Below are 23,871 nucleotides of genomic sequence, written 5' to 3' on the forward strand. Positions count from 1 at the left end.
GGGACGTGGACTACCAGCACCTGTCGACGTTGCTGTGGCGCGAGCAGGAGCTGCTGGACCTCCTCCTGTTCAAGGCCGAGGAGAAGCAGTACCTGATCGTCACCGGCAAGACCCGCTGGCTGGCCCGCATCGCGCACGAGATCGAGGTCGTCCTCGACCAGCTGCGCACGCTCGAGGTCGAGCGCGCCGCCGTCACCGAGGCCCTCGCCGTGCGGCTCGGGCTGGACGCCAACCCGTCGCTGCGGCAGGTCGCCGAGGCCGCCCCGGCCCCGTGGAACGACCTGTTCGGCAAGCACCACGAGACCCTGCTGGTGCTCGTGACCGAGCTGCGCACCCTCTCCGACAGCAACCGCGAGCTCATCGAGGGCGGCCTCGCCGCGCTCGACGAGGCGCTGCTGTCGGTCCGGTCGCCCGCGGCCTCGGCCGGCACCTACGGGGCCACCGGTCGCACCACCGCCGGCAGCAACCGCGCGGTCACCCTGGACGGAGCACTCTGACGTGAGCAGTACCTTCGGCGGCCTGACCCGCGCCACGACGGCGCTGTGGGCGGCCCAGCGCGGGCTCGACGTCACCGGGCAGAACATCGCCAACGTCAACACCGCCGGCTACTCGCGCCAGCGGGTCGAGCAGGCCTCGATGAACGGCGCGACGCTGCCGGCGATCTGGTCGGTCAGCGACGGTGTCGGCTCCGGCGTCGACTCCAACACGGTCATCCGCATCCGCGACGCGTTCATCGAGGCGCGCGGCCGCGTGGAGACGGCGACGACGGCGCGGCTCACCGTGGAGAGCAAGGCCCTCGAGCAGATCGAGCAGTCCTTCCGCGAGCCGAGCGACACCGGCATCCAGAGCATGCTCGCCGAGGTGTGGAGCGGCTTCAGCGACGTCGCCAAGAACCCGCTGGACCTGGCCGCCCGCAGCCAGGCCATCGAGCGGCTGAGCACGCTGGCCGCCGGCGTCCGGACGACGGCCAACGACCTGGACCAGCAGTGGGACGACACCCGCACCGCGCTGGGCGCGCTGGTCGCCGACGTGAACGCCACCGCGAGGTCGATCGCCGACCTGAACACCAAGATCCAGTCCGGCACGCTGAGCGGCGCCTCGGTCAACGAGCTCACCGACAAGCGGGACGCGCTGGTGATGAAGCTGGCCGAGCAGGTCGGCGCGACCGCCGTCGCCAAGGAGGGCGGCGTGGTGGACGTCGTCGTCGGCGGGTCCACCCTGGTCTCCGGCCGCAGCTCGATCGCCCTGCAGCTCACCGGCACCACCGGGCTCGACGGCCTCGCCGGCGACCCGCCGCGGCTGGTCACCGTCCCCGGCGGCACCACCGTCGCGCCGGGCGGCACCGCGCAGGGGCAGCTCGGGGTGCTCACCTCCGTCGTCCCCGGCTACCGCACGGCCCTGGACTCGTTCGCCAGCGCGCTGGCCTCGGCCCTCAACGGCGCGCACGCCGGCGGTCTGGACCTCGACGGCGACACCGGCGTGCCGCTGCTGGGCAACGGGGCGGGCACCGGCGCGGTCGACCCGGCTCTGGTCACGGCCGCCAACATCACCGTCCGCGTCGCCAACCCGCGCGACATCGCCGCCGCGCGGCCGGCGCCGGGCGGCGGCGTGACCGCCAACGGGGACAACGCCGACGCGCTGTACCGGCTGTCGCTCGAGCCGGCCGGCGTCGACGCCACCTACCGGGAGCTGATCGTCGGCCTGGGCCTGCAGTCGGCGGTGGCCACCCGCAACCTCGAGGTGCAGACCGTGGTCCGCGACCAGGTCGACGCCGCCCGTGAGGGCTCCGCCGGGGTGAACCTCGACGAGGAGATGACCAACATGATGTCCTACCAGCACGCCTACGCGGCCGCGGCCCGCCTGGTGACCGCCATCGACGAGGCGCTGGGCACGCTGATCAACGGCATGGGTGTGGTGGGTCGCTGATGAGGGTCACCCAGCGCGCCATCGCGCAGACGAGCCTGCTCGGCCTGTACGCCAACCAGGAGCGGATCGCGAAGCTGCAGCAGCAGCTCACCTCCGGCAAGGTCATCAGCAACCCCTCGGACTCGCCGACCGGCACCAACCAGGCGATGCAGATCCGCAAGGACGCCAGCGCCGTCGCCCAGCAGGCCCGCAACATCTCCGACGGCAAGGGCTGGCTCGAGGCCGCCGACAGCGCGATGGAGTCGATGCTGTCGCAGGTCCGCCGCGTCCGGGACCTCACCGTCCAGGGCCTGAACACCGGCGCCATGTCCGACGCCGCGCGCGCGGCCATCCAGACCGAGGTCGCGTCGCTGCGGGAGAGCCTGCTCGGGCTGGCCAACCAGACGATCAACGGCCGGCCCGTCTTCGGCGGGGCGACGACCGGGATCCAGGCCTACGACGCCTCCGGCACCTTCGTCGGCGTCGGCGGGACCACGGTCGACGGCGGCGGCGTCGTCACCGACCTGACCGTGCCGCTGACCCGGCGGATCTCCGACAGCGAGGTCGTGCGCATCGACCTCACCGGCGCGGAGGCCTTCGGCGACCAGCGCACCGGGCGCGACCTGTTCGCGATCGTCGGCGACATCGCCGACCACGTGATGACCGCCGGCGCGGACGCCACGGACCTGCGGACCGACCTGGACGCCCTGGACGGCGCGATGAACCGGCTGCTGACCTCGGCGGCCGACATCGGCAGCCGCGCCGCCCGGCTCGAGCGGGCCGGGCAGGTCAACACCGACCTGCAGCTGACGCTGAAGTCCCAGCTCGCCGACGTCGAGGAGATCGACCTGCCGAAGACGATCATGGAGCTGAACCTGTCGAAGACCGGCTACGAGGCGGCCCTGTCGGCCACCGCCCAGTCGATCCAGACCTCGCTCGTGGACTACCTCCGGTGACGCTCGCCCCCGTCGCCACGCTGCCCCTGCTCGGCATGGTGCAGCCGGTTCCCGGCTTCCCCGACCACCGCGACTACGTGCTCGTCACGGCGGACGGCGACGGCCTCCTCCACTGGCTGCAGTCGCTCGACGCCGACGGTCCGCGGTTCCTGGCCATCGCCCCGGCCCGGTACTTCCCGGACTACGCCCCCGAGCTGCCCCGGTCGGTGGTCGCCGACCTCGGGCTGACCGACCCGGCGGACGCCCAGCTGTTCTGTCTCGTGACGGTTCCCCCGGAGGGCCCGGCGGCGGCGACGGCGAACCTGCGGGCGCCGGTGGTGGTCAACCCGGCGAACTGGCGGGCCACCCAGGTGGTGCTGACCGACGCCGCCCATCCCATCCGGCGGCCACTGCGCCGATAACCAGGAGGACCCCGCCCGCCCGCCGGACGGGGTCGACCGCGGGCCCGGTCAGCCGGTCCCGCCCCGACCCCGCACCGCGGGGTGCCACGGAGGCCACCACAGACCCATGGAGGGGTTCGCATGCTCACCCTGACCCGCAGCGTCGGCGAGACGATCCGCATCGGCGACGACATCGAGGTGCACGTCGTCGAGGTCCGGGGCGGCACCGTCCGCCTGGGCTTCAAGGCGCCGCGCGAGGTGACCATCCACCGCGAGGAGGTCTACCGGCAGATCGCCGAGGCCAACCTGCTCGCGGCGCAGGTCACGGCCGACACGCTGGGCGCCCTGGCGGCGTTCGCGCCGGGGGCCGCGGCCCCCGCGGACGGGCCCGCGGCGGTGGAGACGCCCTCGGCCTGACGCAGGTGCACGACAGGGCTGCCCGCTGTTCGTCGGGATCTGCCGATCAGCGGGCGGCTTGAGTCGAACGACGTAACGACACGGGCAAGATCTGCCGAAGCCACCCCGCCACAACTGCGGTTGGCACAGCGAGTCTTGTGCCGGCGTCGGCGTCGTCATGCGCCAGAGTTGCCCCCAAGCACGACAAGGGGGCGATCTCATGTACCGCAGCGCTGACCCGGCCGACCCGGCCGGCTTCGACGAGCCGTCGTCCGACGTCCTCGCCGCGACCGGCACCGCCGACACCGCCGAGCCGGTCGCCGAGGCCGACACGGTCGTCGTCCACGTCGCCCTGCGGCCCCGCCGCGGCTCGGCCCGCCGCTGCCTGGCCGGCCTGGCCGCCCTCGCCGCCGCCCACCCCGACGTCGCCGTCTCGGTGAGCGGGCTGGGCAAGGACGAGCGCACCGTGCGGGTCACCGTCGGCGTGGAGCTCGGCCCGCGCGCCGGCGTCGCCCGCTTCTCGCCGCAGGCGCAGGCGGCCTACGCCTTCGTCAGCGACCTGTTCACGAGCCTGTACGACCACATGCCGGTCTACTGCGCCGAGCCCGGCCCGGCCGAGCGCGCCGCCGCCGCGGGCCTGATGGCCAGCCTCGGGGTCGGCACGCCGGCCGCCGCCCCGGTCGCCGGGGTCGCCGACGTCGTCGTCCCCGCGCCGCGCCCCGTCCCGGCCGCCGAGCGCGTCTCCCTCTAGCCGGCCCGGCCTCCCTCCCCCCGGGAGGGCCGTCCCGCCGCCGCCCACCGCGACGTTCTCCTTCCCCGACGACTCGCCTGGAGCACCCGTGACCACGACCGCGAGCCCCACCACCGTCGAACCCCGCGAGCGCATCCGCCAGCCCCTCGTCTTCGGGGGCATCCCCGAGGCGGAGGGCTTCGCGCGGGTGCCGATCACCCCGCGCGACCGGGTCCACTTCCGCGTCGACCGCGAGCTGCCGCTGCAGGACTTCCGCGCCGACCTGCCCGACGGCGTCACGGTCAGCTACGACCACGGCGAGGGTCTCTACCGCGTCGACGGCGCGTGCGGCCAGGGTCCGGTGCTCGCCGACTGGGTGCGCGCCTGGTGCGCCGGCCGCGGCGTGACCACCGTGGGCCTGCGGGCGGAGGCCGACGTCCGGCGCCGTGCGCCGCGGGACCTGCCGCCGGCCTTCCTCGACGAGCTGTGCCGGCACTACGCCCCGGTGAGCCTCAAGCGGCTGCAGCGCAACATGAGCACGATCCGGCTGCACCTGCCCGACCCCGACGACCTGACCCAGCAGGTCTACGAGTGGATCCTCAAGGCCGTCGGGCAGTTCGACGAGAGCAAGTCGGTCCCCTTCGGGGCCTTCCTCGCCACCCAGCTGTCCAAGTGGGTGCACGACCTGGGGCGCGCCGCCCACGGCCGCACCGCCGCGGACACCGAGAACAAGCAGCAGAAGGCGATCGCGGCGTTCGTCGCCGAGCACCAGCGGCGGCCCTCGGAGAAGGAGCTGGCCGCCTACATGGGGCAGAGCGTGGCCACGCTGCGGCGCAACTCGCAGACGGTGGCGACGCTCAACGGGCTGCGCAACCTCCAGTCGCTGGACGGCGCCCCGGACGCCGCCGAGATCCTCATCCCCGACAGCTCCGAGGCGCCCGACGAGATCATGGGCGAGGCCGAGCAGACCCTGCTCTCGCATGCGCTGACCGCCGCCTGCGCGCCGGACCCGACCGCCCGCCGCGAGCAGCGGGCCGGCCAGCCGAACGTGCTCGGCTGGGCCACCTGGTACCTCACGACGTGGGGCGGGCTCACCAAGACGCAGCTGTCGGCCGACCTGGGCACCTCGGTGCGCAACATGAACGTGCACGCCGACCGCGTCGAGCGCGCCCTCAAGGAACGGCTGGCCGAGCTCTCCGAGTGACCCCCGCACCGGCTCCACCCCGGCCCCGGTCCGCCCGCGCGGACCGGGGCCGGCGCCGTCCCGGGGGCGAGCACCGACCGGGACGAAATGTCAAGGGAGTGTGTCCGACCCGGGTCCGGACTGCCGATATCTCCAGCGTGACCGCCTCCCCGCTCCGCCGCCCGGCGCCGGGGACGTCTCCGGGGCGCCCCAGGTGAGCGCCCTGGCCGCGGGGGACCCCACCCCGGACGCGCTCGTGCCGTACTGGCTGGCCGCCCCCGCGCGTGCCGCCCTCGCGGCCGCCGTGCGTGCCGGGCTGGCCGCGACGGAGGTCCACCCCGTCGCGGCGATCCACCTCGCCGACGTCCTCACCGAGTTGCACGTGGCCATGGCCCGCGACGCGGTCTGGCCCGGCCCCGCCGCCCGCGTGCGCCGCGTGACCGGCTGGGACGACGACGTCCTGCCGGTCCGCCTGTCCGCCGTGGAGCGGGCGAGCGTGCTGGCCCTGCCGGAGCTGCCGGACTCCCTGCGCGACGCGCTGGTGCGGGTGCCGCGGTGACCGACGGGCGGTTCGGCCGCGCCCCGGCGGGCCTGCTCTCCCGGCTGCGGCCGGCGCCGGTGGACCCCGCGGACCTGCGGGACGTCGCGGCCGAGGTGCTGCCCGAGCTCGCGACGCCACGGCTGCGGGTGGTGCTCGCCGACGACCGCGTGGACGGGCCGGTCGTCGTCCTGCGCGAGGAGGAGCGCGCGCTGCGCGCCCCGCTGCGCGACCTGGCCGAGGACATGACCGCGGCCGGCGTGGCCCCGGAGCCCGGCGCGCTCGCCACGGCGCTCACCTCCTGGGTGGCGCACCGGCCCGTACCCGACGCGGCGGCCGCCGACGGCGGGGTCGCGGTGCTCGACTGGACCGACGCCCGCCAGGCCGCGCTCGGCTGGCGCGTCGTCGTCCGGCGGGGCCCGCTGGCGCTGCCGTGGACCCCGTCGTCCCGAACCGACGGCGCCGGCGTCGCCCGCGTCCGGGGAGCCGCGGAGGAGCGGGCGGCCGCCGTCGCGGCCGAGCTGCGGGTCGAGGGCCCGGTGGCGCTGTGGTCGCACCCGGCCGCGCCGCTGCTGGCGTCGGCGCCGTTCGTCCGGCCGGAGCGGGTCCTGGAGGGGGTCGCCGAGGCCGGGCTGCCGATGCCGGACATGCACGTCGTGGTCACCCCCGGCCACCCGGTCGCCGGTGCCGGCGCGGGGGTGGCGGCGCGGCTGGCCGAGGCCACCGGCGAGCCCTGCGTCCGGCTGCCCTGGCGCGCGCTGCCGACCCTGCCCTGGCTGTAGCCGCCGTCCTCCCTCAGCGCAGCGCGTCCTCCCTCACCGCAGCGCGTCCTCCCTCGCCGCGGACGGTGAGGGAGGACGCGCCACGATCAGGGGACCTGATCCCGGGCTAGGCGTCGAGCAGGTGGCCGAACTCCCAGTGCCAGGGCTCGGGCTTCTCGCCCTGCGGGCCCGCCCAGTCCGGCTGCACGAACCCGAACCGGCCGGCGTTGGCGGTCATCCACCGCCACTCGGCGCTGCCGCCGTGGTTGATGCCGCCGCAGAGGTCGACCGCCAGCGCCCACCCGTGGTTGGACGTGCCGGGCACCGCGGCCAGGCGCGGCTTGGCGCGGAACGCCGAGACCTGCGCGGCGAAGGAGCGGTAGGAGTCGGTGATGCACATCGGCCGGCCGAACTGCTGCGCGAAGGCCGCGGCGAGGGCGGTGTAGCCGGCGGCGGCGTCGCAGCGCAGCGCGTGCGACTCGCCGATCGGGCACAGCGCCGAGGCCGGGATGCGCCCGTTGCCGAACCCGCCCCAGGCGGGGCTGACCGGGCCCACGGGCGCCGGCGGCCGGCCGCAGGGGCCGTTGCCGGAGACCGCGGCGGGCAGGGCCGGGTTCGGCTCCGCCGGGGCCGGCAGGGTCACCCGGACGACGCCGGTCGCGCCGGTCATCGCGCGGACGCCGACCGACCAGCCGGCCGCCGAGGCCCCGAGCACCTGGCCCTCGCCGAGGTACAGGCCCACGTCGGCGCCGCCGTCGGTGAAGACGAGGTCGCCGACCTGCAGCTGGGCGGCGGGCACGGCCGCGCCGGTGGTCCACTGGTCGGCCGCGGCCGCGGGCAGCCCGTAGCCGGCCTGCACCCACGCGGCCGCGGTGAGCCCGCCGCAGTCGTAGGCGTCGGGGCCGGCGCCGTCGGCGACGTAGGGGCGGCCCAGCTGGGCGAGGGCCACGCTCACGGCGGCGACGGTCTCCGCGGGCAGCACGGTGACCGGCCGGTTGCCCGCGACGGCCAGCGCGACGCCGGGGACCGGCGTGCCGGCGCCGTCGAGAGCGGGGGAGAACCCGGCGGGCAGGTCGGCGGGGTCGGCGAGCTCGGCCGCGGCGGGGGGCTGGATGCCCGCGCCGGCCAGCGTGCCGAGGTAGTCCTGCCAGCGGCGCAGGGCCTGCTGGTTGCGCTCCTGCTGCCCGGCCGCGGCGGGCACGGTGCCCAGGCCCGCCAGCTGCGCCGCCGTCGACGGGGCGAGGCCGGCCACCTGCGCGCGCACGTCGGCGAGCAGGGCGTCGAGCTCGGCCGCGGCGGCGTCGACGGCGATGCGCGCGGTGCGGGTGCGGGTGGCGGCGGCGGTCACGGCCTGCTCCGCGCGGGCGGCCCGGACGACGTCGACGGCGCGGTCGTCGGCCGCGCCGTCGGCCACGCCCTGCAGCCAGAGCACGCCGGCGGCCGTGCCGGGGGCGTGCACGTCGAGGGCGAGCAGTGGCACCCGCTGCTCGGGGGTCATGCGGTACAGGTCCGCGGCGCCGTCGCCGACGGCGGCCCGCGCGCCCGCGGCGGCCTCGCGCGCGGCGGCCTCGGCGGCCTCGGCCTCGGCGAGCTCCGCGCGCCGGCCGGTCAGGTCCTGCTGCAGCCGGCGGTGCCGGGCGGCGTCGGCGGCGAGGGTCTGCTGGGCGGCCACGGCGAGGCCGGCCGGGTCGCCGGCGACACCGGCGGCGGTCGCCGGCGCGGGGCGGGTGGGGGAGAGCGCACCGGCGAGGGCGGGCAGCACGACGCCGAGGGCGACGACCGCGAGCCGCAGCCGCCAGTGCCGCCGGTCGGAGGCGCCCAGGAACCGCCGCCACGCGACCGCGCGGGCCGGACGGCGCCGGGTGGACCGGCCCCGCCGCGAGCGGGCCGCCGGGCGCCGGCGGGACGACGACCGCCCGCCGGACGACGTGCGGGAGCCGGCCGCGCGGGTGCCGGCGGGCGTGCGGGTGCCGGCGGCCGGGGACCCGGCGGCGGCGCGAGCGGCGAGCAGGGCGCGGACGGCCGCGGCCTGCTCCGGCGTGAGCGGCGGGCGGGCGGCCGGGCGGGGGGCGGCGCCGCGGGGCGTGCTGGCGCGGGCGGTGCTGCTGCGGGTGGTGCTGCCGCGGGTGGTGGTGCCGCGGGCGGGGGTCCCGGCGGTGCGGGCAGCCCGGGGGGCGGGCGTGCGTGGTGCGGGCACTGCGGGTCCCCCGGGTGTCTCGTCCTACGCGGCCGGCGCGCTGCGGTGCAGCGGGCCTCGCCGTCGTATCGACGGGACGGAGGGGACCCCGGAGGGGCGGTGGGCGGGCGGTCACCCCTCCGGGTGAGGGTGGTTTCCGGCCGGTGTCGCCCGATCGGTGGACCGGTCGCCGGCCGGCGCCCAGCGCGGCGGCGTCGGCGCCCACCAGGCGCCGTGCTGCTCGACGAGGGCGACGCGGTGCTCGGCGCCGTCCTCGGTGCGGACGACGAGGGCCACCTCGGTGATGCGCCGGGCGGGGGCGTCCGCGCCGTCGGGGAGGAGTCGACCGGTCGCCAGCGGCAGCGGCGGCAGGACGATGACCTCCTCCCCGGACGGCTCGGACACGTGTGCGGACCCGTCAGCGGTCGCCGAGCTCGACGTAGGCGCGCTCGGTGGGACCGGTGTAGAGCTGGCGGGGACGGCCGATCTTCGTCGACGGGTCGGCGATCATCTCCCGCCACTGCGCGATCCAGCCGGGCAGCCGGCCCAGCGCGAACAGCACGGTGAACATGCGGGTCGGGAAGCCCATCGCCCGGTAGATGAGGCCGGTGTAGAAGTCGACGTTCGGGTAGAGCTTGCGCTGGACGAAGTAGTCGTCCGACAGCGCGATCTCCTCCAGCTGGCGGGCCAGGTCCAGCAGCTGGTTGTCGCCGCCGAGCTTGTCCAGCACGCTGTCGGCGGTCTTCTTCACGATCGCCGCGCGGGGGTCGTAGTTCTTGTAGACCCGGTGGCCGAAGCCCATCAGCTTGACGCCGGGCTCCTTGTCCTTGACCCGCTGCACGAAGCGCCGGATGTCGCCGCCGTCGCGCTGGATGGACTCGAGCATCTCGAGCACGGACTGGTTGGCCCCGCCGTGCAGCGGGCCGAACAGCGCGTTGATGCCGGCCGAGACCGACGCGAACAGGTTGGCGTGCGAGGAGCCGACCAGCCGGACGGTCGACGTCGAGCAGTTCTGCTCGTGGTCGGCGTGCAGCACGAACAGCATGTCCAGCGCCGCGGCGAGCTCCGGGTCGACCTCGTAGGGCTCGGCGGGGAAGCCGAAGGTCATCCGCAGGAAGTTCTCCACCAGCCCGAGCGAGTTGTCCGGGTAGAGGAACGGCTGGCCGACCGACTTCTTGTACGCGTAGGCGGCGATGGTGGGCAGCTTGGCGAGCAGTCGCAGCGTCGAGATCTCCACCTGCTGCTCGTCGAACGGGTCGAGCGAGTCCTGGTAGAAGGTCGACAGCGCGCTGACGGCCGAGGAGAGCACCGGCATCGGGTGCGCGTCGAGCGGGAACCCCTTGAAGAACTGCTTGAGGTCCTCGTGCAGCAGCGTGTGCCGCCGGATGCCCGAGTCGAAGGTGGCCAGCTGGTCGGCGGTCGGCAGCTCGCCGTAGATGAGCAGGTAGCTCACCTCGAGGAAGCTGGACTTCTCCGCGAGCTGGTCGATCGGGTACCCGCGGTAGCGCAGGATGCCCGCGTCGCCGTCGATGTAGGTGATCGCCGAGGTGCACGACGCGGTGTTCACGAACCCGATGTCGAGGGTCACCCGACCGGTCGTGGTCAGCAGCTTGCTGACGTCCAGGCCGTCGGCGCCCTCCGCGGCGGCGCGCACGGGCAGGGGCAGTTCTCCACCGGGGTAGCGCAGGGCGACGTCAGGGGCGGCTACGTCACCGGCGCTGCTTGTCTCGCTCATCGGTGTGGACGCTACTCACTCCCTGGTCCGCCGCACCATGCAGCCGCCCGCGCGCCCACCCGGCGGATCAGACCGGGCGGGCGAACACGTTCACCTGCCCCGTGTAGCCGGCCGGCAGGGGGAAGGGCAGCACCCGGCCGTCGTCCTCGGCGAGCGCGGTGAACTCGAACTGCCCAGCGCGGCTGAGCAGCTCGATCGAGTCCTCCTGGGTCCAGCCGTGGTCGGCGGCGGCGAGCGCGGTGTACTCGTAGACGACGGTGGGCCGGACGTCGGCGATGAACTGCAGGGCGCCGCGCAGCACGCTGGGCTCGTGGCCCTCGACGTCGATCTTCACCAGGGTCACGCCGTCGAGCTCGCCGGCCGCGTGCAGGGTGTCCAGCCGGACGGCGGGGACGGTGACCTGCTCCCAGTCGTTGAGCAGGCCGAAGGCGTGCCGCCGGGCGGACGCGATGGCGCTGTTGCCCGGTGTCGCGTGGAACACGAGCGCGCCGTCGGTGTCGCTCACCGCCGCGTTGTGGAGGGTCACGTTCTCCGCGTCGTTGAGGGCGACGGTCGACGCGGCCAGCCGCAGCGTCTCCGGGGAGGGCTCGAAGGCGAGGACCCGCCCGGTCGGCGCGACGTGCGCGGCCATGCTCGCCGCGACCACGCCGATGTTGGTGCCCACGTCGACGTAGTCGCCCGGTCGCCGCGACAGCTCCTCCTCCAGCGCGCGGATGAGGGTGCTGTTGCAGGTCGGGTCGACGGCGTGCAGGGCCGACGGCCAGTCCCGCGCGTCGCCCAGGAAGCGGACGCCGTTGGCGAGCTTGCCGGTGAAGTACGGCCGGCCCTGCGGGACGTCGGCCCGCCGGCGCTCGAAGTCCTCGATGAACTGCGCGTCCACCCGGGCCAGCAGGCCGGCGCGGCGCCCGGACCGCTGGAACTCGGCCTCGGTCAGCGCGTCCCACATGGCGTCGACGTCCCCGACCCGCTCCTGCAGGCCGGCGAGGACCTCCCGGCAGTCGGCCAGCCCGAGCCGGGCGAGCGCCGGCGGGGCCGCCTCGGGGCGCGGGGCCGCGGGCGCGCCGGCCGGGAGCTCGAACGCCCACGTCGCGCGGGCGTTCGCGGCGTGCCACCAGCGGCCGCGGGGCACCACGGCCAGCCACGGGTCGGGCAGCAGCACCGCGGGGTCGTCGACCGGCACGAGCTCCAGGTCGATGTCGGGCCCGGCGGCCAGGGCGCTCTCCAGCAGCGGGACGGCGCGCTCCAGGTCCGCCGGCGGCACCGCGACCACGGCCTGGCGGGCCGCGCCGGCGGCCAGGACCTCGCGGAAGGCCTGCACCGTGGCGTCGACCTCGGCCGGGTCCAGCTCCGGCGCGGCCAGGGCCACGGGGTACTGGCGGGTCCACACGTCCAGCTCCTGGGTGAACCGCTCCCGGACCGCGGGGCCGTGGGCGCGCTCGGGCAGCCCGGTCGCGCGGGTGGCCGGGGTGGGCCGGGTCAGCTCCACCAGGGCGGCGGTGGAGAGGTAGGCCGCCTCGAGCGCGGCGCCGTAGTCGTCGGTGTCGACGAGGGAGTACAGCCGGTTGGCCGCCTCCACCAGCGCCCGGGCCTGCGCCCGGCGCAGCTGGCCCTCGCCGGCCAGGAAGCCGTGCCGTGCGGCCCAGTCGGTCAGCCGGGACCAGTCGCGCTCCCCCCGGCCGACGTAGCGCGGGTTGTGGGTGTTCTGCCCGGCGTGCTGGCGGAACCGGCTCAGGGTGCGCGGGGTGTAGAACGCCGGGCCCTCGGTGAGCAGGTACAGCCACAGCTGGACGTCGTTGAGCACGTCGACGGTGCGGCCGTCGATGATCCAGAGGTCCTCGGGGGCGACGTCGTCCCGGCGGAACAGCACCGTGGTCGGCTCGCCGATCACGTTGAGGCAGTTGGACAGGACGAAGTCGCCCAGCTCCCGGCCCGGGAGCAGCGCGGGCCGGTCGGCCAGCGTGGGGAACTCGTGGCCGGGGACCGGCTCGCCCTGCTCGTCGACCAGCACCCGGTGGGAGAAGGCCATGGCCGCCTCGGGGTTCTGCTGCATGCCGTGGACCAGGTCCCGCACGCAGTCGGGGCCGAGCACGTCGTCGTGCATGAGGAACTTGACGTACTCCCCGCGGGCCTTGGCCAGCAGGCGGCGCGGGTTCTCCAGCCCGCCCACGTTGGTCTCGTGCCGGATGACCCGGACGCGGGCGTCCTCCGCCGCCACCGCGGCGAGGATCTCCGGGGTGCGGTCGGTGGAGGCGTCGTCGCCGACGAGCAGCTCGATGTTGCGGTGGCTCTGCTCCAGCGCGGAGCGAAGCGTCGTCCGGAGGAACCGCTCGCCGTTGTAGGTGGGGACGAGGACGCTGACCAGCGGCTCCTGCGGGACGACGGGCGGGCGCTCGCGCGCGCTCGCCCGGGCCGTCTCGAGCACGCGGCGCCGGCTGTACAGCTGCGCGTCCACCCCGTACGTGCGCCGCGTCGTCCGCAGCCCGGCCTGGGCGACCCGGCGCACGCCGTCGGGCTCGGCGACCATCGCCAGGACCCGCTCGACGACCTCGGCGACGTCCGCTCGCGGCATGTGGATGTCCACGCCGTCGGTGTAGAGGCGGTTCTGGTCCAGCGGGTCGGTCGCGACGAGCGCGACGCCGGACAGGGCGGCCTCGACGCAGGCCCCGGTGGGGAAGCCGTCGAAGGCGCCGGGGGCCAGCCGCCCGGGGGTCGTCGGGGAGACGATGACGTCCATGTCGAGGTAGAACCGGCGCAGCTCGGGCGTGCTGAGCACCCCGGAGAAGCTCAGGTCGAGGGCGGCGTACTGCTCGCCGACGTCCGCGGGGCCGAAGCCGCCGACGACGTGGCCGCGCACGGGGAGGCCGGCGTCCGCCAGCGTCCGCAGGGCCGCCAGGTAGACCGGCCACCCCTTGTCCGACCCGTCGACGGTGTACCGCTGCGCCACGAAGCAGACGTCGAGGTGCTCCTTGCCGCTGCCGAAGTAGTTCGTGCGCAGCCCGGCGCCCGGCGCCAGGTGGCTGCGGCCGACGGGGCCGCCGATCACCTCGGTGACCGGCACGGACCCGCCGGTGAGCGCCGTGACGACCTCGGTGACGAGGGGCTGCGTGGTGATCACGTGCTGGAGCAGCGGGGACGAGAGGACCCTCCTGAGCTTCCGCTGCGCCCCCGGCTCGCCGAGGTTCAGGCCGCCCCCGGGGTAGAGCTGCAGGACGAACGGGAGCGAGGCCTGCTCCAGGTCGTACAGGAAGCGCGCGGCGTTGTTCAGGAACATGATCGACGCGCAGTCGAACTCCCCGAGCCGCCGCGGGTCGTAGGCGGAGACCTGCCCGGCCGTCTCCGGGTAGAGGGTCGCGTACTCCGCGAGGAGCGGCTCCAGCGGCTCGATCGTCGTCATCACCTCGGCGACGACGCCGTGCCGCAGCATCCAGTCGAACTCCGCGATCCGGAAGCCCGTCCCCTTGGTGGGGAAGTAGTCGTCCAGGACGACGGTCCGCGCCGGTGCGGCCGGCGCGACCGGGCCGGTCGGCGCCGGGAGGAGCGCGAGGGCGTCGTCCGGCACCGCCTGCCCAGCCGCGCCGGCGCGCCGCCCGGTGCGGGCGGCGACGTCGGGGAGCAGCCCCACGTCGCCGTAGCGGGTCATCGCGAGGTCGACCAGCGCGTCGGCGGCCGGCGTCTCGAAGACCCCCGGGTCGAGCCGCTCGAGCAGCTCGGCCCGGTACAGGGCGCAACTCGGCGTCGCCGGGCGGGTGCGGTCGGCGAGCCGGTCGCCGGTCAGCGCCACGTGGGAGCCCGCGGCCGGGCCGGCGATCACGGGCAGGGCCTGCGACGAGCCGGTGGCCTCGTCCACGACGAGGGTGCGCGTGGCCGCCATGGACAGCTCGGGGTGCCGGTCGAGGAGCTCCACCTGCCGGCGGAGCTTGTCCGGGGCGGTCCACTCCTCGTCGGCGTCGAGGACGGCGACGTAGCGGCCGCGGCAGGCGGCGAACCCGCGGTGGCGGGTCGCCGCGACGCCCAGGCGCGACTCGCTGGGCAGGACGCGCACCTCGGCGTCCACACGCGCGGCCCACGCCGCGACGAGCGCCACCGTCCCGTCGCCGGAGGCGTCGTCGGCGACGACCACCTCGAGGGGCCCGTCGAACGCCTGGGCCTCGATCGACGCGAGGGCGCGCTCGACCTGACCTGCGTGGTCGCGGGTGACCAGGAGGACGCTGACTCGGGGGGCTCGCATGCGGGGGTCCGCCTTTCCGTGGAGCGCTGCGGTGCGGGGGAGCCGCGGCAGAGGGGGAGGGGACCCGGCCGGGCGCGGGGCGGCGGCGGGTCCGGGGAGCGGGGGCGCGGCTAGCCGAGGGGCCGGGCGGGGACGCCGACCGCGGTGACGTCCCCCGGGAGGTCGCGGACGACGGCGGCGCCGGCGCCGACCGTCGTGCGGGCGCCGATCCGGCGGCCCTCGATGACCGTCGCCCCGGTGCCCAGGGAGACCTCGTCCCCGAGCACCGCGTTGCCCGAGATCGAGACGTTGGGGTTGGCGGTCACGTAGTCGCCGAGCACGGCGTCGTGCCCGACGGTGACGCCCAGGTTGAGGTGCACGTGCCGGCCGAGCCGGACGTTGGTGGTGACGACGGCGGTCGCGCACAGGATCGAGCCGGGGCCCAGCGTCACCCGGTGGCGGCCGACCACGGCGCTCGGGTGCACCAGGGTCAGCGTCTCGCGCCCCTCGGCCGTGGCCCACTCGTCGATCCGCCGGCGGGCGGCGCCGCTGCCGATGCCGATGACGTAGCGGACGTCGACCGGCAGGCAGGTCAGGTGGGCGACCGGGCCGAGGAACGGGACGCCGCGCTCCTCGACCAGCTCGACGTCGGCGTGGCCGTCGGCCAGGAAGCCGACGCACTCCAGCAGGGGCCGCCCGGTGCGGGCGCGCTCGTCGTTCTCCGCCTCGACGACGTCGTGCACCTCCCGCCCGAAGCCGCCCGCGCCGATCACGACCAGCGGGATGGTGCTCACGGCGCGGGGCGGGTCAGCACCGCCGGGGACTCGACGCGGTGCCCGGCGGGCACCTCCCGACGGAGCCGGGGGAGCACCGGTGCGGGAGACGGCGCGGTGGGTGACGGCGGGGCGGACACCGCCGGGACCGCGGGACGGCGACCGGTGTCCCGCGCGGCGGTGACCGCGCCGCGCACCAGGTCCCGGATCCGCTCGAGGGCGGACGCGCCGATGTCGTTGGCCATGGGCAGCCCGATGATCCGCTCGGCCAGCGACGCGGTGACCGGCAGGTCGCCCGTGCAGGGGTAGCCGGCCAGCGCCGGGAGCCGGTGCATCGGCGGGTCGAAGTAGGCGCGGACCTCGATGCCCGCGTCGTGCGCCTGCCGCAGCAGCAGGTCGCGGGTCTCCGGCGTGGGCAGCGCGACCGGGACGAACTGGAAGGTGGAGCCGGCCGAGCCCGCCTGGAACGCGACGCCGGTCGGCTCGAGCTCCTCCCGCAGCCAGGCCGCCGCGGCGCGGCGGTGGGTCAGCACCCCGTCGAAGCCGTCCAGGACGGCCAGGCCGACGGCCGCGGTGAGCTCCGGCATCTTGCCGTTGATGCCCAGCGGCCCGACGACCGAGCGGGTCGCGTCGAAGCCGAAGTTGATCAGGCGGGACACGGCGTTGAGCACGTACCGCGAGTGGGAGGTCACGAGCCCGCCCTCGCCGATGGCGAACGGCTTGGTCGCGTGGAAGCTGAACACCTCGACGTCGCCCTGGTCGCCGAGCGCCCGGCCGTCCTCGTCCACCGCGCCGAAGCCGGCGGCGGAGTCGACCACCACGGGCACGCCGAGGGCGGCGGTGGCGGCGGCCAGCGAGGCGCGGCGGGCGGCGCTGGGCGCCGTGCCGAACGTGGAGCACTGCAGGATGCCGGCCAGCGAACCGCGGAGGTCGTGCAGCCGGGCGAGCGAGCCCTCCGACAGCTGCCAGTCGACCGGGTCGATGTCGACGAACACCGGCTCGAAGCCGGCCCAGACGACGGCGTTGACGCTGGCGACGAACGTGAACGAGGGGACGGCGACCAGGCGGCGCGCGCCCTCGGGGGCGCCGAGGCAGGCCCGCAGCGCGACCATCAGGCCGGAGGTCGCGTTGTTCACCGCGACGCCGGGGTGGTGCAGCCCGAGGCGGTCCGCGCACGCCCGCTCCAGCCGGGCGACGCACGGGCCGCCGTTGGAGAACCACCGCACCCGCTCGGCCTCGGCGAAGTAGGGCTCGACCTGGCGGAGCGAGGGCAGGGTGGGGGCCTGGAAGCGGATCAGCTCGTGCGCGACCATGCGGCGGCGTTCCTCCTGGGACGGGACCGGCCGCGCACGGCGTCCGCACCCCGGGGGAGCCGGGCGGGACCGCGACGGTCGGCGTCGCCGGGCCGGGGCGTGCCGGTCGCCGTCCGACGTGCCGGACCGCGCGCACCCCCTGCCCGACATGGGACTGCCCAGCAGCATCGTCGAGCCGGGGGAGCGCGGTCCGCCCGACGCGCCGCCCCGCGAGCGGGCCGCGCGGCGGGGTCTCGTCACCCGTCCCACCGGCACCGTGGGTCCCAGTCCCGTCCGGCGCCCGGTGCGGCGGCATCCGCGCCGCCGCACCGGGCGAGGGGGTCAGGGGTGGGTCATCGAGAGGACGTCGAGGGCCTCGTCGAGCTGGGCCTCGGTGAGCTTGCCCTGCCCGACGTAGCCCCGCTCGAGGACGACCTGGCGGATCGTCTTCTGCTCCTTGAGCGACTGCTTGGCCACGATCGCCGCCTCCTCGTAGCCGATGTACTTGTTCAGCGGCGTGACGATGGAGGGGGAGGACTCGGCGTACTCCCGGCAGCGGTCGACGTTGGCGGTGATCCCGTCGACGCAGCGGTCGGCCAGCACCCGGCTGACGTTGGCCAGCAGCCGGATCGACTCGAGCACGTTGCGGGCCATGAGCGGCAGGGTCACGTTGAGCTCGAAGACGCCGGTCGTGCCCGCGAAGGTGACCGCGGCGTCGTTGCCGATGACCTGCGCGGCGACCTGGATGGTCGCCTCCGGGATCACCGGGTTCACCTTGCCGGGCATGATCGAGCTGCCGGGCTGCAGGTCGGGCAGGTTGATCTCGGCCAGGCCGGTGCGCGGGCCCGAGCCCATCCAGCGCAGGTCGTTGGCGATCTTCACCAGGCCGACGGCGATCGTCTTGAGCTGGCCGGAGCCCTCCACCAGCGCGTCGCGCGAGCTCTGCGCCTCGAAGTGGTCGCGGGCCTCGGTCAGCGGCAGCCCGAGCTCGCCGGCGAGCTTCTCGATGATCTTCGCGGCGAAGCCGGGCGGGGTGTTGATGCCGGTGCCGACCGCGGTGCCGCCCAGCGGCAGCTCGCCGATCCGGGGGAGGGAGGCCTGCAGCCGCTCGATGCCGTAGCGGACCGCCGCGGCGTAGCCGCCGAACTCCTGGCCGAGGGTGACCGGGGTGGCGTCCATCAGGTGGGTGCGGCCGCTCTTGACGACCTCGGCGAACTCGGTGGCCTTGCGCTCCAGCGAGGCGGCCAGGTGCTCCAGGGCCGGCACGAGGTCGGTGACGATCGCCGAGGTCGCCGCCACGTGGATGGCCGAGGGGAACACGTCGTTGGACGACTGCGAGGCGTTGACGTGGTCGTTGGGGTGGACCGGGCGGCCGAGCGACTCGGTGGCCAGGGTCGCGATGACCTCGTTGGTGTTCATGTTGCTCGACGTCCCCGAGCCGGTCTGGAAGACGTCGATCGGGAAGTGGTCGTCCCACTCGCCGCGGGACACGGCGGCGGCGGCCTCGCCGATGGCGGCGGCGACGTCGGCGTCGAGGACCCCGAGGTCGGCGTTGACGCTGGCCGCGGCGCCCTTGATCGCCGCCAGGGCGCCGATGAGGGCCCGCTCGATCGGGGTGCCCGAGATGGGGAAGTTCTCGACGGCGCGCTGGGTCTGCGCCCGCCACTTCGCCCAGGCCGGGACGCGCACCTCCCCCATGGAGTCGTGCTCGACGCGGTACTCCGCGCCGGGGGTCTCGGTGGCCGTGTCGGCAGGGGGCATGGCTGCGCTCCCGGTGGGGTGAGTGGGGTCGGTGCTCCGGGAGGGACCCTAGATGCCGGGCGTCGTGCCCTCGGGGCGGCGTCCCCGCGTGGTGCCCGGTGCCGAGCCGCGCCGCTCGTACGGTTCCCCGACCGTCGAGGCCGAGGAGCCCCATGACCGAGCAGCAGCACTCCGCCGACAGCCCCTGGCAGCGCCCGCCGGAGGGGGCGGCAGCGGGAGCGGCCTGGTCGGCGCCCCTCGCGGGCGGGTGGACGCCGCCTGCCGGGCCCGCGCCCCTCCCTCCTCCCGCCGCGCCGGCCGGGCCGCGCCCCCGCCCGGTCCGCACCGCGCTCGGGGTCGCCGCCGTCGCGGTCCTCGGCACGGCGGCGGCATCGGCCGTCGCCGTCTCCCTCGTCCTGTGGCGTGCCGACGACGTGGGCGGACGGTTCGGCGCCGCGATGGGCGCCGAGCTGGGCGCCGCGCAGAACGAGGCGTTCGAGGACACGCTCGCGATGGAGGAGGAGTACTTCTCCTCCACCTCCCCCTACGGCGGGTCGGTGGACCAGCAGGAGCCCGTGCCCCCCGGCCAGCTCGGCGTGGACCCGGTCCTCGACCGGTACGCGCAGGACTGCTTCGGCGGGGACCTGCAGTCCTGCGACGACCTCTTCTACGAGTCGCCGCCGTTCTCGGAGTACGAGCGGTACGGGGCGACCTGCGGGGGGCGGGTCAAGCCGTTCATGGTCCCGTACTGCACCGAGCTCGGCTAGGAGCCGGTCGCCAGCCATCCGCAAGTCACGCGCAACCGCCCAGACCCAGGGTTCACGTGGGTCCCGTACGTGACCCGACCGTGCTGGTCGTAGCACCGGGTGCCACATAGCATCCGCTCGCCACGGCCAGGCCGTGAGCCCCATCAGCCACCGCTCGAGGAGTCCGCACCATGTCTCAGCCGCCGTATCCGCCTCCGGGCGGCTCCGACCCGTCGGGCCAGCAGCCCGGCTCCCAGGGCTGGGGGCAGCCGGCTCAGGGCGGGCAGCCCGAGGAGCCCACGCAGCAGTTCGGCCAGCCTCCGGCGCCGCCGACCGCGCAGTTCCAGCCCGGCCAGTACGGCCAGCCCGGCCAGCCCGGCGAGCGCGACCAGACGGCCCAGTTCGGCCAGCCCGAGTACGGCCAGCAGCCGCAGTACGGGCAGCAGCCCCCGTACGGCCAGCCGCAGTACGGGCAGCCCGAGTACGGCCAGCAGTACGGCCAGCCGCAGTACGGCGGCCCGGGCGGCCCCGGCGGCCCGGTGCCCCCGGGCGGCTACGGCCCCGGCGGGGGCGGCCCGTCCGGCGGCGGCCGCGGCAAGCTGATCGCGATCATCGCCGCGGTGGTCGTGGTCCTGGCGGGCGCCGGCGTGGGCCTGTTCCTCCTGCTCAAGGACGACGGCGGCGACGACCCGGCTCCCGCCGCCGCGAGCACCAGCTCCAGCTCGTCGGCACCGACCAGCGAGACGGACGAGCCGACCACCAGCTCGCCGTCGACCGGCTCGAACGTGGACTGCGAGGACCCGTCGGGTGCCGGCAGCGCGGGCGTCCCGGAGCCGGAGAGCCCGTGCGACATCACGGAGGAGGACCCGTCCGGGGACTTCCTGCCGCTGGCGATCGACTGCGCCGAGGAGGACTGGGGCGCCTGCGACACCCTGTGGGGCGCCACCCCGGTCGACTCGGAGTGGGAGCAGTACGGCGGCACCTGCGGTGGCCGGATCGAGTACGAGGGCGGCGGCACCTGCCAGACGCGGCTCGGTGAGGGCGGCGGCACGACCACCGACGCGCCCAGCGGCGACCTGCCGCCGGCCGCCCCGGCGCCCACCGGCGCCCCGGCGGAGATCCAGCCCTTCATCGACGCCTGCTTCAACGGCGAGATGTTCGGCTGCGACGCGCTGCGCGGTGCCGAGGGCGCGGCCGGTTTCGAGGCGATCTACCAGTACGGCCTGACCTGTGGCGGCCGCAACGCCCCGAACCCGGACCAGTACTGCCTGGAGCTCTACCCCGGCAACTGACGCCGGCAGCACGACGGCCCCGTCGCCCGGTCCCCGGGCGGCGGGGCCGTTCGCGTCCCGCCCGTCGGCGGGAGCGCCGCCTAGCATCCCCGGGGGCCACGACCTGTCATGGCCCGATCACCGCCCGCGAGGAGCGCACCATGTCCCAGCCGCCGTACCCGCCGCCGAACCCGGACCCGTCCGGGCAGCAGCCCTCGCCACAGGGCTGGAGCCGGCCGGCTCCCGGCGGTCAGCAGCCCGAGCCGCCGACGGACCAGTTCGGCCGGCCCGCGGGCGGGTGGGACCAGACGGCCCAGTTCGGGCAGTCGCAGTACGACCAGCCCGAGTATGGGCAGCAACCCCCGTACGGCCAGCCCGAGTACGGGCAGCAGCCCCAGTACGGGCAGCCCTCGTACGGCCAGCAGCCCCAGTACGGGCAGCCCTCGTACGGCCAGCAGCCCCAGTACGGGCAGCCCGAGTACGGGCAGCCGCAGTACGGCCAGGACCCGTACGGCCGGCCGTCGCCCTACGGGCAGCCGCAGTACGGCGGCCCCGGCGGACCCGTACCGCCGCCCGCGGGCCCCGGCGCCGGGGGGTCCTCGGGCGCGGGCAAGCTGATCGCGATCGTCGTCGCGCTCGTGGTCGTGCTCGCCGGCGCCGGCGTGGGCCTGTTCTTCCTCCTCCGGGACGGCGACGACACGTCGACCGCCGCACCGACCACGGCGGCCCCCTCCACCTCCGAGGACGCGGGCCCGACGCGCTCCTCGGGCTCGTCCTCGTCGTCCTCCTCGTCCTCCGGGGACTGCGAGTCGCCGTCCGGGGACGGGTCGTCGGGCGTGCCCGCGCCGGACGACCCCTGCGACATCCGCGAGCCCGACCCGATCGGCGAGTTCACGCCGCTGGCGGAGGACTGCGCGGCGGAGGACTGGGACGCCTGCGACGACCTGTACTGGGCCACCGACGTCGGCTCGCTGTGGGAGGACTACGGCTCCAGCTGCGGCGGCCGCAACACCGAGACCTACGGCGGGTGCGTCGACCTCTACGAGGGCGGCGGTCCGGGGTCCGCGTCGCCCGGCCCCGCGGTGCCGCCGACCGGTCTCGGCGACGACCCCTCCGGGGCGTTCGCGCCGCTCGCGGAGGCCTGCTACGCCGGCGACTACGCGGCCTGCGACGAGCTGTGGGTGCAGACCCCGGTCGACTCGGCCTGGGAGGAGTACGGGGGCACCTGCGCCGGGCGGCTGGACTACCAGCCGGCCGGCTGCGAGTCGCGCCTCGGCTGACGGCCGGCCGGCCGCCGTCTACGGTCGCCCCGTGACCGACGACGCCGCTCCCACCCCCGTCGTCCGCGCCTCCGACGCCGACCGGGAGGCCGTGGTGGCGCGGCTGCAGACCGCGCTGACCGAGGGACGCATCGACGTCGACGAGTTCGGCGAGCGCGCGGCCGCGGCCCACGGCGCCGTGACCACCGCGGAGCTGGCCGAGCTCGTCGCCGACCTGCCGGGTGCGACCGCGCCGGCGGCGGCGGTCGAGCTGGTGGGCAGCCGGCGTCCCGAGCGGATGACCGCCGTGTTCGGGGACGTCGTCCTCCAGGGGACGGCGAGCCTGCCGCAGGCCATCGCCGCCACGTTCGGGGACATCCGCCTGGACCTGCGCGGGCTGCGGACGTCCGCCGACACGGTGGACCTGCACCTTGGCGCCGTCTTCGGCGACATCGAGGTCGTCGTCGACGAGGGCGTGGACGCCGAGCTGAGCGGCTGGACCCTCTTCGGCGACAAGCGCACCGAGCTGGCCCCGGTGCCCCGCGCGGCCGGCACCCCACGGGTCGTGGTCAGCGCGCGGACCGTCTTCGGCGACCTGCGGCTGCGCAGCCTGGCACCCGGCGAGCCGACCAGCCGCTGGCGCGCCCGGCTCGACCGGTTCCAGGCGCGCCACTGGCACGGCGGGCACCGCCCGCCGCCCCCGCCGTCGCTGCCCCCGCCGGGGGCCTGAGCGGCCGAGCGGCCGCCGGGGGGTCAGTCCTGCTCGTCGTGCCGGTCGAACGGGACGGCCGAGTAGGCGCGCAGCTTCTCCAGCGAGTGCAGGCTGTCGATCACCCGGATCGTCCCCGACCGCGACCGCATGACCAGCGACTGCGTGGTGCAGCCGCCCGCCCGGTACTGCACGCCGCGCAGCAGCTCGCCGTCGGTCACCCCGGTGGCGACGAAGAAGACGTCGCCGGCGACCAGGTCGTCGATGGTCAGCACCCGGTCGAGGTCGTGGCCGGCGTCGATCGCCTTCTGCCGCTCCTCGTCGTCCTTGGGCCACAGCCGGCCCTGCAGCGCACCGCCCATGCACTTGAGCGCGCAGGCGGCGATGATGCCCTCCGGCGTGCCGCCGATCCCGAGCAGCAGGTCGACGCCGGTGCCCTCGCGGGCGGCGGCGATCGCGCCGGCGACGTCGCCGTCGCTGATGAACTTGATCCGGGCGCCGGCCTCGCGGACCTCCTGCACGAGCTGCTCGTGCCGCGGCCGGTCGAGGATGCACACCGTCACGTCGGCGGTCGAGCAGTGCTTGGCCTTGGCCACCCGGCGGATGTTCTCGGCCACCGGCGCGGTGATGTCGACGGCGTCCGCGGCGGCCGGGCCGACGGCGATCTTCTCCATGTAGAAGACGGCCGACGGGTCGTACATGGCGCCGCGGTCGGCAACGGCCATCACGGAGATGGCGTTGGGCATGCCCTTGGCCATCAGCGTCGTCCCGTCCACCGGGTCGACCGCGACGTCGGTCTCCGGGCCGTAGCCGTCGCCCACCTGCTCGCCGTTGTAGAGCATGGGCGCCTCGTCCTTCTCGCCCTCGCCGATGACGACGACGCCGCGCATGCTCACCGTGCCGATCAGCGCGCGCATCGCGTCCACCGCCGCGCCGTCCCCGCCGTTCTTGTCGCCGCGGCCGACCCAGCGCCCGGCGGCCATCGCCCCCGCCTCGGTCACGCGCACCAGCTCCAGCGCCAGGTTCCGGTCCGGTGCGGGACGGTTGGCGAGGAACGTGCTCGCGCGGCCGGTCCGGCTCGGCTGACCATCGGGGAGCGGCAGGGACACGTGAC

At 75.8% G+C, this 23,871-nt stretch carries 21 protein-coding genes; 13 read left to right on the forward strand and 8 right to left on the reverse strand.

What is annotated here, in order from left to right; translation table 11 throughout:
- The first annotated feature begins 5 nt into the window (after positions 1 to 5).
- From ACI79F_RS15600 to ACI79F_RS15640, 9 genes are all read left to right on the forward strand, one after another.
- Positions 6 to 497 (forward strand): flagellar protein FlgN, encoded by a 492-nt coding sequence (locus ACI79F_RS15600; protein WP_456545449.1) that lies wholly within the window; start codon positions 6 to 8, stop codon positions 495 to 497.
- A 1-nt stretch (position 498) separates the two neighbouring features.
- A complete protein-coding gene (gene flgK, locus ACI79F_RS15605; protein WP_456545450.1) occupies positions 499 to 1,926 on the forward strand; it encodes a flagellar hook-associated protein FlgK in 1,428 nt (475 codons plus the stop codon).
- Positions 1,926 to 2,861: a flagellar hook-associated protein FlgL gene (flgL, locus tag ACI79F_RS15610; RefSeq protein WP_456545451.1), complete on the forward strand. Its 936-nt coding sequence runs from the start codon at positions 1,926 to 1,928 to the stop codon at positions 2,859 to 2,861. The genes flgK and flgL overlap by 1 nt, the downstream gene beginning before the upstream one ends.
- Positions 2,858 to 3,262, forward strand: coding sequence for a flagellar assembly protein FliW (gene fliW / locus ACI79F_RS15615; protein ID WP_456545452.1), 405 nt, complete (start codon positions 2,858 to 2,860; stop codon positions 3,260 to 3,262). Before flgL ends, fliW begins: the two co-directional genes overlap by 4 nt.
- A gap of 120 nt (positions 3,263 to 3,382) precedes the next feature.
- On the forward strand, positions 3,383 to 3,658 hold the full coding sequence (csrA, locus tag ACI79F_RS15620) for a carbon storage regulator CsrA (protein WP_456545453.1): 276 nt from the start codon (positions 3,383 to 3,385) through the stop codon (positions 3,656 to 3,658).
- Between the two features lie 199 nt (positions 3,659 to 3,857).
- On the forward strand, positions 3,858 to 4,388 hold the full coding sequence (locus tag ACI79F_RS15625; protein ID WP_456545454.1) for a hypothetical protein: 531 nt from the start codon (positions 3,858 to 3,860) through the stop codon (positions 4,386 to 4,388).
- An 88-nt stretch (positions 4,389 to 4,476) separates the two neighbouring features.
- Positions 4,477 to 5,571 (forward strand): flagellar biosynthesis protein FliA, encoded by a 1,095-nt coding sequence (locus ACI79F_RS15630; protein WP_456545455.1) that lies wholly within the window; start codon positions 4,477 to 4,479, stop codon positions 5,569 to 5,571.
- A gap of 193 nt (positions 5,572 to 5,764) precedes the next feature.
- Positions 5,765 to 6,109 carry a hypothetical protein gene (locus ACI79F_RS15635; protein ID WP_456545456.1) on the forward strand — a complete coding sequence of 115 codons (345 nt, stop codon included), beginning with the start codon at positions 5,765 to 5,767 and terminating at the stop codon, positions 6,107 to 6,109.
- Positions 6,106 to 6,870: a hypothetical protein gene (locus tag ACI79F_RS15640; protein WP_456545457.1), complete on the forward strand. Its 765-nt coding sequence runs from the start codon at positions 6,106 to 6,108 to the stop codon at positions 6,868 to 6,870. Before ACI79F_RS15635 ends, ACI79F_RS15640 begins: the two co-directional genes overlap by 4 nt.
- Positions 6,871 to 6,976: 106 nt before the next feature.
- On the opposite strand, the gene ACI79F_RS15645 is transcribed toward ACI79F_RS15640, so the two are convergent.
- The 7 genes from ACI79F_RS15645 to ACI79F_RS15675 all read right to left on the reverse strand — a co-directional run bounded on the left by ACI79F_RS15645 (position 6,977) and on the right by ACI79F_RS15675 (position 18,793).
- Positions 6,977 to 9,046: an NlpC/P60 family protein gene (locus tag ACI79F_RS15645; protein WP_456545458.1), complete on the reverse strand. Its 2,070-nt coding sequence runs from the start codon at positions 9,044 to 9,046 to the stop codon at positions 6,977 to 6,979.
- Between the two features lie 111 nt (positions 9,047 to 9,157).
- The gene (locus ACI79F_RS15650) at positions 9,158 to 9,430 is read right to left on the reverse strand and encodes a hypothetical protein (protein WP_456545459.1); all 273 of its coding nucleotides are present in this window, start codon (positions 9,428 to 9,430) and stop codon (positions 9,158 to 9,160) included.
- Between the two features lie 13 nt (positions 9,431 to 9,443).
- Complete coding sequence (locus ACI79F_RS15655; RefSeq protein WP_456545460.1) at positions 9,444 to 10,760, reverse strand: citrate synthase; 1,317 nt, start codon at positions 10,758 to 10,760, stop codon at positions 9,444 to 9,446.
- 67 nt (positions 10,761 to 10,827) lie between these two features.
- Positions 10,828 to 14,988: an FkbM family methyltransferase gene (locus ACI79F_RS15660; protein WP_456545461.1), complete on the reverse strand. Its 4,161-nt coding sequence runs from the start codon at positions 14,986 to 14,988 to the stop codon at positions 10,828 to 10,830.
- A 110-nt stretch (positions 14,989 to 15,098) separates the two neighbouring features.
- Entirely contained in the window at positions 15,099 to 15,761 is a 663-nt protein-coding gene (locus ACI79F_RS15665; RefSeq protein WP_456545462.1) for an acetyltransferase, read from the reverse strand.
- Positions 15,758 to 17,053: a DegT/DnrJ/EryC1/StrS family aminotransferase gene (locus ACI79F_RS15670; RefSeq protein WP_456545463.1), complete on the reverse strand. Its 1,296-nt coding sequence runs from the start codon at positions 17,051 to 17,053 to the stop codon at positions 15,758 to 15,760. The genes ACI79F_RS15665 and ACI79F_RS15670 overlap by 4 nt, the downstream gene beginning before the upstream one ends.
- Before the next feature lie 321 nt (positions 17,054 to 17,374).
- Entirely contained in the window at positions 17,375 to 18,793 is a 1,419-nt protein-coding gene (locus ACI79F_RS15675; protein WP_456545464.1) for a class II fumarate hydratase, read from the reverse strand.
- Positions 18,794 to 18,945: 152 nt separating this feature from the next.
- Here ACI79F_RS15675 and ACI79F_RS15680 point away from each other — a divergent pair, with 152 nt between their 5' ends.
- The 4 genes from ACI79F_RS15680 to ACI79F_RS15695 all read left to right on the forward strand — a co-directional run bounded on the left by ACI79F_RS15680 (position 18,946) and on the right by ACI79F_RS15695 (position 22,778).
- A complete protein-coding gene (locus ACI79F_RS15680) occupies positions 18,946 to 19,539 on the forward strand; it encodes a hypothetical protein (protein WP_456545465.1) in 594 nt (197 codons plus the stop codon).
- 170 nt (positions 19,540 to 19,709) lie between these two features.
- The gene (locus tag ACI79F_RS15685; protein WP_456545466.1) at positions 19,710 to 20,810 is read left to right on the forward strand and encodes a hypothetical protein; all 1,101 of its coding nucleotides are present in this window, start codon (positions 19,710 to 19,712) and stop codon (positions 20,808 to 20,810) included.
- A 140-nt stretch (positions 20,811 to 20,950) separates the two neighbouring features.
- Entirely contained in the window at positions 20,951 to 22,069 is a 1,119-nt protein-coding gene (locus ACI79F_RS15690; protein ID WP_456545467.1) for a hypothetical protein, read from the forward strand.
- A gap of 31 nt (positions 22,070 to 22,100) precedes the next feature.
- Positions 22,101 to 22,778, forward strand: coding sequence for a DUF1707 domain-containing protein (locus tag ACI79F_RS15695; protein WP_456545468.1), 678 nt, complete (start codon positions 22,101 to 22,103; stop codon positions 22,776 to 22,778).
- Positions 22,779 to 22,801: 23 nt separating this feature from the next.
- Here ACI79F_RS15695 and glpX read toward each other — a convergent pair whose 3' ends face one another.
- On the reverse strand, positions 22,802 to 23,866 hold the full coding sequence (gene glpX, locus ACI79F_RS15700; RefSeq protein WP_456545469.1) for a class II fructose-bisphosphatase: 1,065 nt from the start codon (positions 23,864 to 23,866) through the stop codon (positions 22,802 to 22,804).
- Positions 23,867 to 23,871: the final 5 nt, after the last annotated feature.

Source organism: Blastococcus sp. SYSU D00868 (genome assembly GCF_054050575.1).

What these genes read in the sequence shown, in the direction of transcription:
- ACI79F_RS15660 (WP_456545461.1), bottom strand. Translation starts at nt 14,988, where the DNA reads ATGCGAGCCCCCCGAGTCAGCGTCCTCCTGGTCACCCGCGACCACGCA.
- ACI79F_RS15670 (WP_456545463.1), bottom strand. Translation starts at nt 17,053, where the DNA reads ATGGTCGCGCACGAGCTGATCCGCTTCCAGGCCCCCACCCTGCCCTCG.
- ACI79F_RS15625 (WP_456545454.1), top strand. Translation starts at nt 3,858, where the DNA reads ATGTACCGCAGCGCTGACCCGGCCGACCCGGCCGGCTTCGACGAGCCG.
- ACI79F_RS15680 (WP_456545465.1), top strand. Translation starts at nt 18,946, where the DNA reads ATGACCGAGCAGCAGCACTCCGCCGACAGCCCCTGGCAGCGCCCGCCG.
- ACI79F_RS15675 (WP_456545464.1), bottom strand. Translation starts at nt 18,793, where the DNA reads ATGCCCCCTGCCGACACGGCCACCGAGACCCCCGGCGCGGAGTACCGC.
- csrA (WP_456545453.1), top strand. Translation starts at nt 3,383, where the DNA reads ATGCTCACCCTGACCCGCAGCGTCGGCGAGACGATCCGCATCGGCGAC.
- ACI79F_RS15685 (WP_456545466.1), top strand. Translation starts at nt 19,710, where the DNA reads ATGTCTCAGCCGCCGTATCCGCCTCCGGGCGGCTCCGACCCGTCGGGC.
- ACI79F_RS15655 (WP_456545460.1), bottom strand. Translation starts at nt 10,760, where the DNA reads ATGAGCGAGACAAGCAGCGCCGGTGACGTAGCCGCCCCTGACGTCGCC.
- ACI79F_RS15690 (WP_456545467.1), top strand. Translation starts at nt 20,951, where the DNA reads ATGTCCCAGCCGCCGTACCCGCCGCCGAACCCGGACCCGTCCGGGCAG.
- flgL (WP_456545451.1), top strand. Translation starts at nt 1,926, where the DNA reads ATGAGGGTCACCCAGCGCGCCATCGCGCAGACGAGCCTGCTCGGCCTG.